Raw genomic sequence first — 12547 nt, 5'->3', positions numbered from 1 at the left:
GCCGAGCGCCGGGATGGTCGGCGACGACTGCAGCCAGCCGCCGGACGGCGTCGCCGAGACGATGTTGCCCCAGCGGTCGACGACGTCGAGGTGGCAGGTGTCGCCACGGGTGGTCCCGTCGCGCGCGACGGTCGGCTCGCCGACGCCGGCGATGGCCTCCGCCAGCGGCGGCTCGTACGCAGTGCGCAGCGGCGGGAGGAACGGCTCGGCCCCGGCCACGCGGCCGGGCCGGAACTCGGCGGACGCCCGGTCGCCGATCAGGGCGCGACGCTCGGCGATGTAGCCGGGCGCCAGCAACTCCGCCACGGGCACGCGCGCGTCACCGAAGTAGGCGTCGCGATCGGCGTAGGCGAGCTTCTGCGCCTCCAGGATCGTGTGCGCGCCCAGCTCCGTGGACGGGTCGAGGCGCTCGTCGCCGAAGCCGTCGAGGATGGCCAGCGTCTCCAGCAATGCGGGACCCTGGCCCCACGCTCCGGTCTTCGCGATCGTGTTCCCGCGGAACTCCAGCGTCGTCGCCGGCTCGTACGTGGCGCGGAACGCGGCGAAGTCGGACTCCGCGATCACGCCCGCGTGGTCGGTGCCGGGGGAGTGCCGGTGCGGGATGCGCGCGAACGCGGACGCCTCCCGCGCGACCAGGCCGGTCGCCCACTCGGTGCGGGCGGTTTCGATGCGATCCTCGCGCGAGGAGGCTGCGTCGCCGGCCGCGATCAGCCCGCGCAGGACACGCGCATACGCAGCGTTGCGGATCAGCTCGCCGGCCTCCGGGACGCGGCCGCCGGGCATCCAGTGCTCGGCCGACGAGGGCCAGTGCTCGGCGAACAACCCGGACACGGTGCGGATCGTGGTGCACACCCGCTCCAGCACGGGATGGCCGTCCTCCGCGTAGCCGATCGCGAACGCGAGGACGTCGGCGAGCTCCCAGGTGCCGTGGTCCTTCAGCAGCAGCAGCCACGCGTCGACCGCGCCGGGCACCGCCGCCGCGAGGGCGCCGGCGCCGGGGACGAGCTCCAGCCCCTCGGCCAGGTAGTGCTCGCGCGTCGCCCCGGCCGGCGCTGGACCCTGCCCGGCGAGCACGACCGGGGTCGGGTCGTCCGCCGTTGCGAACAGTGCAACCAGGTCGCCGCCCGGCCCGTTGAGGTGCGGCTCCACCACGTGCAGCACGAACGCGCCGGCGACCGCGGCGTCGAACGCGTTGCCGCCGCGCTCCAGGACGGCCTGCGCGCTCGCCGTCGCCAGCCAGTGGGTGGAGGCGGACATGCCGAACGTGCCGGTCAGGGTCGGGCGGGACGTGACGGCGGGCGGCGGGGTGAAGGTCATGGTCCCAGTCTGCACCGCGTCCGGCGCCGGCCCGTCTCGCATAGGGTGGACCTCCGTGTCCGTCACTCACCGCCTGGGCCGCGCCGACGCCGATCGGCTGCACCTGGCCCTCATGCTCGCCCTCACGTTCTCGACCGGCGTCGTCGACGCCACCGGCTACCTCGGCCTCGACCGGGTCTTCACCGGCAACATGACCGGCAACGTCGTGCTGCTCGGGATGGCGCTGACCGGGACCACGAACCTCCCGATCCTCCGGCCGCTGCTGGCGCTGGGCGCGTTCCTCGCGGGCGCCGTCGTCGGCAGCAGGCTCGTGCGCCGCGACGACGGCTGGTCGGGGCGCGTCACGGCGACGCTGTGGGTGATCGCCGGTCTGCTGACCGCGATCGCCGTGCTGCTGGCGTTCGCGCTGCACCTCGACCCGGAGCTGGTGGGCACCATCGCCACCTCGGCGCTGGGCTTCGCGATGGGGATGCAGGCAGCGCTCGCCCGCCGCGTCAAGGTCGCCGACGTCACCACCGTGGTCGTGACCTCCACGCTGACCGGACTGGCCGCCGACAGCCGCCTCGCCGGCGGGAACGGCTCGCTCTGGGTGCGGCGCGCGCTCGCCGTTCTGCTGATCACGGCGGGGGCGGCGGCCGGCGCGCTCGCACTGCTCGTGCACGTGTCGCTGGGGGTGCTGCTCTCGGCCGCGATCACGATCGCGGTCGCATCGCTCGGCCACACCGGCCACCGCGCCCGCGCTGCCGTCGCCGAAGCCTGAGCCGTCGCCAACGGAGGACTCCCGGCCCGCCACGCCGCACCAAGTCGGCTACCGGAGGACTTCGGGCCGGGTTAGGCCCGGATGTCCTCCGATGGCGACGCGGTGCGCGTCAGTCCAGCAGGCGGCGGAGGGACACCGGCGCCCGGTTGCGCCACGCGTCGGTGACCAGCTCGCGCAGCAGGCCCGGCTCGATGTCCGAGAAGTCGACGTGCGCCGACGACAGCCGGCCCGCGTACCACTGCTCGGAGCAGTGCTCGGGCCAGGCGGCCGCGGCCTCCCGGATGCCGGCCTCGCCGAGCATCAGGTTGACCGTCAGGGTCTCCGGGTCCAGCATCGTGGCGAACCGCTGGCCGCGGACGCGGAACGCCGGGAGGCCGCCGTGCTCGTACTCCTCGACCTCCGGGAGCCCCAGGGCGAGCGCGTGCACGGCGGCGGCGTCCATCAGTTCACCGGGCCGGTGTACTTCTCGCCGGGGCCCTTGCCGATCTCGTCCGGGAACGGCGATGCCTCGCGGAACGCGAGCTGCAGCGAGCGGAGGCCGTCGCGCAGGCTGCGCGCGTGCTGGTCGCCGAGGTGCGCGGCGCTCGCCGTCACCAGTCCGGCGAGAGCGTCGATCAGCTTGCGGGCCTCGTCCAGGTCGGTCTGGTGCTCCGGGTCGTCGGCCAGCCCGACCTTCACCGCGGCGGCGCTCATCAGGTGCACGGCGGTGGTCGTGATGACCTCCACCGCTGGCACCTCGGCGATGTCGCGGGTGGCGCCGGCGACGGCCTCCTCCTCGTGCGTGTGGCCGTCATGGATCGGGGATGTGTCGCTCACTGCTTTCCTCTGTTAGAATCGTTCGGGCTCCGGGGCATCTGCCTCGGGACGAAAGTGGAGATTCCTCCCACCCGCGCTTGACCGCTTTACAGGTTACCGGGTCGTTGCACTCCGCCGACGTGCGTCAGCACGGAGGTAGCCAGGGTGCTGCACCAGCCCCGCGAAATGAATCCTTCGGGAAAATCGGCTCGTGGGGCTGCGCTGGTGCGTGGAATCCTCACTTTCTCCGAACCGTCCCCGCGACGGCCGAGCACTCGAAGCATCGCTCATCAGAGGAGACTGACATCAGCGAACCCCGTACGAATGACCGTATCCGCGTCCCCGAAGTTCGACTCGTCGGCCCCAGCGGAGAGCAGGTCGGCGTCGTCAAGATCGAGGTCGCCATCCGACTCGCGCAGGAGGCGGATCTCGACCTGGTCGAGGTCGCGCCCAATTCCAAGCCGCCGGTCGCGAAGATCATGGACTACGGCAAGTTCAAGTACGAGGCTGCGCAGAAGGCCAAGGAGGCCCGGCGCAACCAGGCGAACACCATCCTCAAAGAGGTGCGGTTCCGCCTCAAGATCGACAAGCACGACTACGAGACCAAGCGCAAGCGCGCCGAGGGTTTCCTGAAGGCCGGCGACAAGGTCAAGGCCATGATCCTCTTCCGCGGTCGCGAGCAGTCGCGTCCGGAGCAGGGCGTCCGCCTCCTGCAGCGCTTCGCGGAGGACGTCGCCGAGCTCGGTCAGGTCGAGTCCAACCCGACCATCGACGGCCGCAACATGGTGATGATCATCAGCCCGCTCAAGAACAAGGCCGAGGCCAAGGCCGAGGCCAACGCACAACGTGCCGCTACCAAGGCGCGCGCCCAGGGGCGCGACCAGGATGCGGTTGCTGAGTCAGCCGACGCTGCTCAGTCCGAAGAGAGTTCGCCCGCCCAGGCGACGAACGAGGAGAAGTAATGCCCAAGCAGAAGTCCCACTCCGGCGCCAAGAAGCGCTTCAAGATCACCGGCAGCGGCAAGGTCATGAAGCAGCAGGCCGGTATGCGCCACAACCTGGAGCTCAAGTCCAGCCGCCGCACCCGCCGGCTGAACCAGGACCAGGTCGTTCCCGAGGTGGATGCCAAGGTCATCCGCCGGATGATCGGCAAGTAGAGCTCCTCCCCGACACGCACGTAAGGAAAATCGACTAATGGCAAGAGTGAAGAGGGCTGTCAACGCCCACAAGAAGCGTCGGGTCATCCTCGAGCGCGCAGAGGGCTACCGCGGTCAGCGGTCGCGCCTCTACCGCAAGGCGAAGGAGCAGGTCACCCACTCGCTCGTCTACGCGTACCGTGACCGCCGCCAGAAGAAGGGCGACTTCCGCCGCCTCTGGATCCAGCGGATCAACGCCGCGAGCCGCGCGAACGGCCTCACCTACAACCGCCTCATCCAGGGCCTGGGCCTGGCAGGCGTCGAGGTCGACCGTCGCATCCTCGCCGAGCTGGCCGTGAACGAGCCCGCGACCTTCGCGGCTCTCGTGGAGACCGCGAAGAAGGCCCTCCCGGCCGACACGTCGGCCCCGAAGGCCGCCTAAGTAGCGCACCGAGCACCACGAACGGCCCGGCCGACCTCGCGTCGACCGGGCCGTTCGGCGTTCCACGCCGATAGGCTGTGCGCATGCTTGACAACCCGCGCTCCCCGCGCGTCCGCGCCGTTGCGAAGCTGGCGAAGCGTCCCGCCCGCGCCGAGACCGGGCTCTTCCTCCTCGAAGGCCCGCAGGCGGTGTCCGAGGCGCTCACGTACCGGCCCGAGCTGGTCGTCGAGCTGTACGCGACGCCGACCGCGCTGGAGCGTTACCAGGACATCGCGCAGACCGCGGTGGAGGCGGGCGTCGACGTCGAGTTCGTCACCGAGCACGTGCTCGACACGATGGCCGACACCGTTACGCCGCAGGGCTTCGTCGCCGTCTGCCGGCAGTTCCCGACCTCCGTCCGCGACATCTTCGCCGACGAGCCGCGGCTGGTGGCGATCCTGGAGGAGGTGCGCGACCCCGGCAACGCCGGCACGATCATCCGCGCCGCCGACTCCGCGGGCGCCGACGCCGTCGTGCTGACCGGCCGCACCGTCGACCTCTACAACCCCAAGGTCGTCCGCTCCACGACGGGGTCGCTGTTCCACGTGCCTGTCGCGGTCGGCGCCGATCTCGCCGACGTCGTCGGGCGCGCGCACAGCGCCGGCCTGCGGGTTCTCGCCGCGGACATCAAGGGGGAGGACCTCCTCGCCGCCCGCCAGGAGGGCCAGCTCGCCCGGCCGACCGCGTGGGTGTTCGGCAACGAGGCCCACGGGCTCGCCGACGACCTGCTGGGGCTGGTGGACCGGGTGGTGACGGTGCCGATCTACGGCCGCGCCGAGTCGATGAACCTCGCGACCGCGGCGTCGGTCTGCTTGTACGAGTCGGCGTTCGCCCAGCGCTCGGAGTGATCAGACGCAGCGACCACCACACCGGAAAGGCGGCCTCATGACCCTCTGGGGAGAACTCGCTCTCGACGGCCCGCGCCGCTCGGTGACGGTCGAACGGGAGTATCCGGCGACTGCGGCCGAGCTGTGGGCCGCGCTCACCGAGCCGGAGCGGCTGGCCCGCTGGATCGGGCGCTACGAGGAGACCGCCGACGGCTTCCGCCTCGCGATGGGCGCCCCGGACGCCGTGGTGGACGGCCGCGTGCTGGCCTGCGATCCGGGGCAGCGCCTCCTGGTGACCTGGCGGTTCAGCGACGCCGGCCAGGTTGAGGCGCCGACCGAGTTGGAGGCCGTCATCCGGCCCGCGGGGGAGGGCCGCGTCCTCCTCACCCTCACCCACCGGCGCGTGCAGGCGGTCACCGCCTCCGTGTACGGAGCGGGCTGGCAGGATGTCCTCACTCACCTGGCACGCGAGCTCGGCGCGGAGGCGTCGCCGCAGGAGCACGACGGCTACCTCGGCGAGGCGGCCGACCCTGCCGCGTTCGACGCCGCGCTGGACGAGTACCGCCGCGAAGAGGTGGCGCTCGTGGCGGCCACCATGACGCGCGAGGGCGACCGTTCGGCGGTCTCACTTCGACGGCTGCTCGACGCGACTGTGGACGACGTGTGGGACGCCCTCACGCTGCCTGACCGCGTCGGCCGCTGGCTGTGGCCGGTTCTGGACTGGCCGGACGACCCGGTGCGCGAGCGCAGGCTGCGCCTCGGCGACGTGATCCGGCTCGGTGACGAGAACGTCGAGGGCGCCGTCCAGGAGCTGGAGGTGCTCGACCTCCAGGACCGCGCGCACCTGCGCGTCACCTGGGGCGACGCCGCGGTGAGCATCCGCCTGACGGAGACCGGCGACGGCACGCTGCTGTCGCTCGAGCAAGACGGAGTGAAGGACATCGTCGGCGCCGGGCGGCTGCGCTCGGCGCCCGACTTCGCGGCGGGCTGGCACACGCTGGTCGACCAGCTGACACTTCTGCTAGCGGGGCTGACCGTGCCCGCTCCCGACCGGCTGTGGGAGGCCGCGTACCTGGTGTACTCGGCGGAGTAGCGGGTCCACTCGCACGGCTAGCCAGTGTCCCCAGCCGACTAGAATAGGGAACCGTGTCTGAAACCACAGAAATCACCGAGGAGACCGTCGACACGGCCGTCTCCGCGGCGCTCGCCGCGATCGACGCCGCCGGCACCTCGGACGCGCTGAAGGCCGTCCGCCACGACCACACCGCGGAGGGCTCCCCGCTCGCGCGGCTGAACGCCGCCATCCGCTCGCTCCCCGGCGACCAGAAGGCCGCGGCCGGCAAGCTCGTCGGCGGCGCGCGCGCCCGCGTGAACCAGGCGTTCGCCGCGAAGGAGGCCGTGATCGCGGCCGAGGAGGACGCCGCCAGGCTCGCCGCCGAGGCCGTGGACGTCACCGCTCTCCCGACCCGCTGGACGCCCGGCGCCCGGCACCCGCTGAGCCTCCTCCAGGAGCGCATCGCCGACATCTTCGTCGGCATGGGCTGGGAGGTCGCGGAAGGCCCGGAGCTGGAGAGCGAGTGGTACAACTTCGACGCCCTCAACTTCGACGCCGACCACCCGGCGCGCGCCATGCAGGACACCTTCTTCGTCGAGCCCACGAACGCGCACCTGGTGCTGCGCACGCACACCTCCCCGGTGCAGCTGCGCGCCCTGCTCGGCAACGAGCTGCCGGTCTACCGCATCGCGCCCGGCCGGGTGTTCCGCACCGACGAGTTCGACGCGACGCATCTCCCGGTCTTCACCCAGACCGAGGGCATCGCCGTCGACAAGGGCCTGACGATGGCGCACCTGCGCGGCACGCTCGACCACTTCGCCAAGACGCTGTTCGGCGATGGCGCGCGCGTGCGCCTGCGTCCCAACTACTTCCCGTTCACCGAGCCGAGCGCCGAGCTCGACCTCTGGCACCCGACCTTCAAGGGCGGCGCGCGCTGGATCGAGTGGGGCGGCTGCGGCATGGTGAACCCGAACGTGCTGCGCTCGGCGGGCATCGACCCGGAGGTCTACTCCGGGTTCGCGTTCGGGATGGGCGTCGAGCGGGCGCTGATGTTCCGCAACGACGTCAAAGACATGCGCGACATGGCCGAAGGCGATGTCCGGTTCTCCCAGCAGTTCGGAATGGTGGTCTGATGCGCGTCCCCCTGAGTTGGCTCGGCGAGTACGTCGACCTCGAGCCGGGCACCACGGCCGAGGAGGTCCACGCCGCCCTCGTGTCCGTCGGGCTCGAGGAGGAGGACATCCACACCTTCGAGATCAACGGTCCCGTGGTCGTCGGCCAGGTGCTGGACTTCGTGGAGGAGCCGCAGAGCAACGGCAAGACCATCCGCTGGTGCCAGGTGCGCGTCGCGCCCGAAGGCCGGAAAGCGGCCGACGGCGGCGAGGACGTGCACGGCATCGTCTGCGGCGCCCGCAACTTCTTCGTCGGCGACAAGGTCGTTGTGACGCTGCCGGGCTCCGTGCTGCCCGGGCCGTTCCCCATCGCCGCGCGCAAGACCTACGGTCACGTCTCGGACGGCATGATCGCCTCCGCGCGCGAGCTCGGCCTCGGCGACGACCACGAGGGCATCCTGCGCCTTTCGACGCTGGGCCTCGACCCGGAGGTCGGCGCCGACGCGATCTCGCTGCTCGGCCTGGACGACACCGCGGTGGAGGTCAACGTCACCCCCGACCGCGGCTACGCGTTCTCGATCCGCGGCATCGCGCGCGAGTACTCGCACGCGACCGGCGCGGCCTTCCGCGACCCGGCCGACGCAGTGCGCGTGCACTCGACGGGCGCTCACGCGCACGGTTTCAGCGTGACGATCGACGACCGCGCGCCCATCCGCGGGCGCGTCGGCGCGACGGTGTTCGTGACGCGCGTCGTCCGCGACGTCGACGGCTCCCGGCCGACCCCGCCGTGGATGGTGGCGCGCCTGAAGCTCGCCGGCATCCGCTCCATCTCGCTCATCGTGGACATCACCAACTACGTGATGCTCGAACTCGGCCAGCCCATCCACGGTTACGACCTGGACAAGCTGTCCGGCGGCATCGTGGTGCGCCGCGCCCACCCGGGCGAGACGCTCGTCACGCTGGACGACCAGACCCGCGCCCTCGACGCGGAGGACCTCCTGATCACCGACGAGTCCGGCGCGATCGGCCTGGCCGGCGTGATGGGCGGCGCGTCCACCGAGATCGGCGCGGGCACCAGCAACGTGCTCGTGGAGGCCGCCAACTTCGACCCGGTGTCGATCGCCCGCACCGCCCGCCGGCACAAGCTGCCGAGCGAGGCGTCCAAGCGCTTCGAGCGCGGCGTGGACCCGCGGGTCGCCGTCGCGGCTGCGGCGCGCGTCGTGCAGCTCCTGGAGCAGCTCGCGGGCGGCCACGCCGACGAGCTCGGCTCGCTGCTCGACACGGCCGGGGAGGCCGAGGCGATCCGCCTGCCGAGCGAGTACATCCCGAACCTCATCGGCGTGGAGTTCACCGACGATGAGGTGCGCGGCGCGCTCGCGGAGATCGGCGGCACCGTCACCGGCGACGCCTCCGGCCTGCTGGTCGTGCCGCCGAGCTGGCGTCCCGACCTGCGCGACAAGTCGGACCTGGCCGAGGAGGTCGCCCGCATCGTCGGGTTCGACCGCATCCCGTCCGTGCTGCCCGTCGCGCCTCCCGGCCGCGGCCTGTCGCGCGCCCAGAAGCTGCGCCGCGCCGTCGCCCAGATGCTCGCCGACAACGGCGCGACCGAGGTGCTCGCCTTCCCGTTCGTCTCGGAGGCGCAGAACGACCTGTTCGGCTCGCCCGAGGCCGGTTCGGTGCCCGCGGTGCGCCTGGCGAACGCGCTCGACGCGACCGCCCCGTACCTGCGCACGTCCCTGCTCCCCGGCCTGATCGACGTGGCCAAGCGCAACCTCGCGCGCGGCCTGGTCGACCTGCGCGTCTACGAGCTCGGCACGGTGTTCCTGCCCGGCGGAGTCGTGCTCGGCAGCGAGGAGCTGCCGCTCGGCGCGGCCCTCCCGGACGACGACGTGCTGGCCGGCCTGAACGCGGGCATCCCCGCCCAGCCGCGCCACCTGGCCGGTCTGATCGTCGGCAACCCCGTCGAGAAGCAGCCGGGACAGACGCCGGCCGCTGCCGGTCTCGCCGACGCGCTCACGGCCGTCCAGCAGACCGCGACCGCCGTGGGCGTGCGGGTGGAGCCGGTGCAGAGCCGCCACCAGGCGTTCCACCCGGGGCGCACGGCGCAGCTGGTCGCGCACGCCGCGGACGGCGCGCGCGTCGTCGTCGGCTACGCCGGAGAGCTGCTGCCCGCGATCGCGGAGGACCTCGACCTCCCGCGGGTGGTCGCCGTCTACGAGCTCGACCTGGACGCCCTCATCGACGTGGCGCCGGCCGACATCGTCGCGGGAGTGATCGCCGGGTTCCCCGCTGCGACACAGGACCTGTCGCTCGTCGTCCGCGACGAGGTCTCGGCAGGCGAGCTGCTGGCCGCCGTTCAGGAGGGCGCCGGCGCGCTCCTGGAGGACATCCGCCTGGTCGACGACTATCGCGGCGCCGGTCTCCCGGCCGCGCACAAGAGCCTCACCTTCGCGCTGCGGTTCCGCGCGGACGACCGCACGCTCACCGCGGCCGAGGCCAGCGAGGCCAAGCTCGCGGGCGCGGCCCGCGCCGACGAGCTCTTCGGCGCCCACATCCGCGAGTAACCGCCCGCACATTCGTCACGAATGTCGCCTTTCGCGCCGCGAGAGTCGACATTCGTGACGAATGTCGTTTCTCGGGTGGAGCGCGATTCGTGACGAATGTCGCGGTGCGTGACGAGGGCGATTTGGTGACCGACCCGGCCAGGGCGGTAGGGTTGCAGCATGCTTACTGTCGGTGCCCCCTCGATGCGCCGACGCCTGCGCGACCGCCGAATCTAGGCGGCGCTCGGGCGACCCTTCGCGGTCGGACCGGGGCGTCGCCGGATCCTCGGCCCCCTGTCGTCCATCCCATCAAGGAACAAGCATGACTTTCTCGGTTGCCGTCGCCGGTGCCTCCGGGTACGCGGGTGGCGAGGTGCTGCGCATCCTCGCCGACCATCCCGACTTCGAGATCCGCACCGTTACCGCGCACAACAACGCCGGTCACCCGCTCGCCGCGCACCAGCCGCACCTGCGCTCGCTCGCCCACCTCACCCTCACGGAGAACACGAAGGAGAACCTCGCCGGTCACGACGTCGTGTTCCTCGCGCTGCCGCACGGCCGCTCGGGGGAGGTGGCCGCCGACCTCCCGGAGGACACCCTCGTGGTCGACGCGGGCGCCGACCACCGGCTGGACGACCCGGCGGACTGGGCGGCGTTCTACGGCGGCGAGTACTACGGCTCCTGGGCGTACGGCATCCCCGAGCTCATCGTCGGGGCGGACGGCGCCAAGCAGCGCGCGAACCTCGCCGGCGCGAACCGCATCGCCGCCCCCGGCTGCAATGCGAGTGCCGTCTCGCTCGCCCTCGCGCCCGGCATCCACGCCGGCGTGATCGAGGAGGAGGACCTCGTCAGCGTCCTCGCCGTCGGGCCGTCCGGCGCCGGGAAGTCGCTCAAGACGATGTACCTGGCCAGCGAGATCCTCGGCTCGGCCAACCCGTACGCGGTCGGCGGCACCCACCGGCACATCCCGGAGATCCAACAGAACCTGCGCAAGGCCGGGGCCGTCAACCCGACCCTCTCGTTCACCCCGGTGCTCGTGCCGATGTCGCGGGGCATCCTGGCGACCTCCACCGCCCGGGTGAAGCCTGGGGTGACCGCCGCCCACGTCCAGGAGGTCTGGGAGGCCGCCTACGCGGACGAGCCGTTCGTGCACGTCCTCCCCGCCGGAACCGTGCCGCGCACCGCGGACGTGCTGGGCTCGAACACCGTGCTGATCGGGGTCGCCCTCGACCAGGCGGCGGGCCGGGTCGTCACGGTGCTCGCCATCGACAATCTGTACAAGGGAACGGCCGGCGCGGCGATCCAGTCCGCCAACATCGCTCTCGGGCTCCCCGAGACCGCCGGCCTGAGTGTGAACGGAGTCGCGCCATGAGCGTCACCACAGCCAAGGGATTCTCGGCCGCCGGCGTCGTCGCCGGCCTCAAGTCGAGCGGCAAGCGCGACCTCGCGCTCGTCCAGAACCGTGGACCGCTCACCGCGGCCGCCGCGGTCTTCACCACCAACCGCTGCAAGGCGAACCCCGTCCTCTGGAGCGAGCAGGTCGTCGCCGACGGCGTGGTCTCGGCCATCGTCCTCAACTCCGGCGGCGCCAACTGCTACACCGGCGCGCAGGGCTTCCAGACCACGCACGCGACGGCGGAGGCCGTCGGCTCGGCGCTCGGCGTCTCCGCCGGCGACGTGCTGGTCTGCTCCACCGGCCTGATCGGCGACCAGCTCGACCTCGGCAAGCTGACCGCGGGAGTCGCCCAGGCGGCCGCCGCGCTCGCGGGCGACTCCGGGCTGGGCGCCGCCGAGGCGATCATGACCACCGACACGCGGCCGAAGCAGGCCGAGCAGGTCTCCCCGGCCGGCTGGGCGGTCGGCGGGATGGCCAAGGGCGCGGGAATGCTCGCGCCGGGTCTCGCGACCATGCTCGTCGTCATCACCACCGACGCCGTGCTCGACTCCACGCAGCTCGGCGCCGCCCTCCGCGCCGCGACCAGGGTCACCTTCGACCGCCTCGACTCGGACGGCTGCATGTCGACCAACGACACCGTCGCGCTGCTGGGTTCCGGCGCGAGCGGCGTCGCGCCCGACCCGGCGGAGTTCACGCTCGCGCTCACCGAGGTGTGCCGCAGCCTGGCGAAGCAGCTCCAGGAGGACGCCGAGGGGGCATCCCACGATGTGACGATCGAGGTCGTCAACGCCCGCACCGAGGACGACGCCGTTACGGTCGGCCGTGCGGTGTCGCGGTCCAACCTGTTCAAGGCGGCCATCTTCGGCAACGACCCCAACTGGGGTCGCGTGCTCGCCGCGGTCGGCACCACCGACGCCGCGTTCGACCCGTACGGCATCGATGTCGCGATCAACGGCGTGCAGGTGTGCACGGCGGGGGAGCCGGACCGGCCGCGCGACCTCGTCGACCTGACGCCGCGCGCCGTGCACGTGCTCATCGACCTGCACGCGGGCGACGAGACGGCGGCCATCCTCACCAACGACCTGACCCACGACTACGTCCACGAGAACAGTGCCTACTCGAGCTGA

13 protein-coding genes are annotated in these 12547 nt (G+C 72.1%); 10 read left to right on the top strand and 3 right to left on the bottom strand.

Annotated elements, in window-relative coordinates; translation table 11 throughout:
* On the bottom strand, window positions 1-1317 hold a 1317-nt coding region (locus ACFQ9V_RS13615; RefSeq protein ID WP_382459666.1), incomplete at its 3' end, for a gamma-glutamyltransferase family protein.
* A 55-nt stretch (window positions 1318-1372) separates the two neighbouring features.
* On the opposite strand from ACFQ9V_RS13615, the gene ACFQ9V_RS13610 reads away from it, so the two are divergent.
* Window positions 1373-2077: a YoaK family protein gene (locus ACFQ9V_RS13610; protein ID WP_382459665.1), complete on the top strand. Its 705-nt coding sequence runs from the start codon at window positions 1373-1375 to the stop codon at window positions 2075-2077.
* A gap of 109 nt (window positions 2078-2186) precedes the next feature.
* Here ACFQ9V_RS13610 and ACFQ9V_RS13605 read toward each other — a convergent pair whose 3' ends face one another.
* The gene (locus ACFQ9V_RS13605) at window positions 2187-2519 is read right to left on the bottom strand and encodes an MmcQ/YjbR family DNA-binding protein (protein ID WP_370056665.1); all 333 of its coding nucleotides are present in this window, start codon (window positions 2517-2519) and stop codon (window positions 2187-2189) included.
* Entirely contained in the window at window positions 2519-2893 is a 375-nt protein-coding gene (locus ACFQ9V_RS13600; protein WP_382459664.1) for a DUF1844 domain-containing protein, read from the bottom strand. The genes ACFQ9V_RS13605 and ACFQ9V_RS13600 overlap by 1 nt, the downstream gene beginning before the upstream one ends.
* 284 nt (window positions 2894-3177) lie before the next feature.
* Here ACFQ9V_RS13600 and infC point away from each other — a divergent pair, with 284 nt between their 5' ends.
* The 9 genes from infC to argJ all read left to right on the top strand — a co-directional run bounded on the left by infC (window position 3178) and on the right by argJ (window position 12547).
* Window positions 3178-3834, top strand: coding sequence for a translation initiation factor IF-3 (infC, locus tag ACFQ9V_RS13595; protein ID WP_382459670.1), 657 nt, complete (start codon window positions 3178-3180; stop codon window positions 3832-3834).
* Window positions 3834-4028, top strand: a complete 195-nt coding sequence (rpmI, locus tag ACFQ9V_RS13590; RefSeq protein ID WP_185278178.1) for a 50S ribosomal protein L35 — start codon at window positions 3834-3836, stop codon at window positions 4026-4028. Before infC ends, rpmI begins: the two co-directional genes overlap by 1 nt.
* Before the next feature lie 37 nt (window positions 4029-4065).
* The gene (gene rplT / locus ACFQ9V_RS13585; protein ID WP_185278177.1) at window positions 4066-4449 is read left to right on the top strand and encodes a 50S ribosomal protein L20; all 384 of its coding nucleotides are present in this window, start codon (window positions 4066-4068) and stop codon (window positions 4447-4449) included.
* Window positions 4450-4532: 83 nt separating this feature from the next.
* Window positions 4533-5336, top strand: coding sequence for a TrmH family RNA methyltransferase (locus tag ACFQ9V_RS13580; protein ID WP_382459663.1), 804 nt, complete (start codon window positions 4533-4535; stop codon window positions 5334-5336).
* A gap of 37 nt (window positions 5337-5373) precedes the next feature.
* Window positions 5374-6408, top strand: coding sequence for an SRPBCC domain-containing protein (locus tag ACFQ9V_RS13575; protein WP_382459662.1), 1035 nt, complete (start codon window positions 5374-5376; stop codon window positions 6406-6408).
* 53 nt (window positions 6409-6461) lie between these two features.
* The gene (pheS, locus tag ACFQ9V_RS13570) at window positions 6462-7502 is read left to right on the top strand and encodes a phenylalanine--tRNA ligase subunit alpha (protein ID WP_382459661.1); all 1041 of its coding nucleotides are present in this window, start codon (window positions 6462-6464) and stop codon (window positions 7500-7502) included.
* Window positions 7502-10045: a phenylalanine--tRNA ligase subunit beta gene (gene pheT / locus ACFQ9V_RS13565; RefSeq protein WP_382459660.1), complete on the top strand. Its 2544-nt coding sequence runs from the start codon at window positions 7502-7504 to the stop codon at window positions 10043-10045. The genes pheS and pheT overlap by 1 nt, the downstream gene beginning before the upstream one ends.
* A 301-nt stretch (window positions 10046-10346) precedes the next feature.
* Complete coding sequence (gene argC / locus ACFQ9V_RS13560) at window positions 10347-11396, top strand: N-acetyl-gamma-glutamyl-phosphate reductase (RefSeq protein ID WP_382459659.1); 1050 nt, start codon at window positions 10347-10349, stop codon at window positions 11394-11396.
* Window positions 11393-12547, top strand: a complete 1155-nt coding sequence (argJ, locus tag ACFQ9V_RS13555) for a bifunctional glutamate N-acetyltransferase/amino-acid acetyltransferase ArgJ (protein ID WP_382459658.1) — start codon at window positions 11393-11395, stop codon at window positions 12545-12547. Before argC ends, argJ begins: the two co-directional genes overlap by 4 nt.

Source organism: Leifsonia sp. NPDC056665 (genome assembly GCF_042791795.1).
Lineage (GTDB): Bacteria > Actinomycetota > Actinomycetes > Actinomycetales > Microbacteriaceae > Leifsonia.
The sequence above is the reverse complement of the archived record's forward strand: the minus strand, read 5'-3'. Positions and strand labels throughout refer to the sequence as shown.

Coding starts and splice junctions, on each gene's coding strand:
- ACFQ9V_RS13605 (WP_370056665.1), bottom strand. CDS start 2,519: ATGGACGCCGCCGCCGTGCACGCGCTCGCCCTGGGGCTCCCGGAGGTC.
- rpmI (WP_185278178.1), top strand. CDS start 3,834: ATGCCCAAGCAGAAGTCCCACTCCGGCGCCAAGAAGCGCTTCAAGATC.
- rplT (WP_185278177.1), top strand. CDS start 4,066: ATGGCAAGAGTGAAGAGGGCTGTCAACGCCCACAAGAAGCGTCGGGTC.
- ACFQ9V_RS13580 (WP_382459663.1), top strand. CDS start 4,533: ATGCTTGACAACCCGCGCTCCCCGCGCGTCCGCGCCGTTGCGAAGCTG.
- ACFQ9V_RS13575 (WP_382459662.1), top strand. CDS start 5,374: ATGACCCTCTGGGGAGAACTCGCTCTCGACGGCCCGCGCCGCTCGGTG.
- pheT (WP_382459660.1), top strand. CDS start 7,502: ATGCGCGTCCCCCTGAGTTGGCTCGGCGAGTACGTCGACCTCGAGCCG.
- argC (WP_382459659.1), top strand. CDS start 10,347: ATGACTTTCTCGGTTGCCGTCGCCGGTGCCTCCGGGTACGCGGGTGGC.
- argJ (WP_382459658.1), top strand. CDS start 11,393: ATGAGCGTCACCACAGCCAAGGGATTCTCGGCCGCCGGCGTCGTCGCC.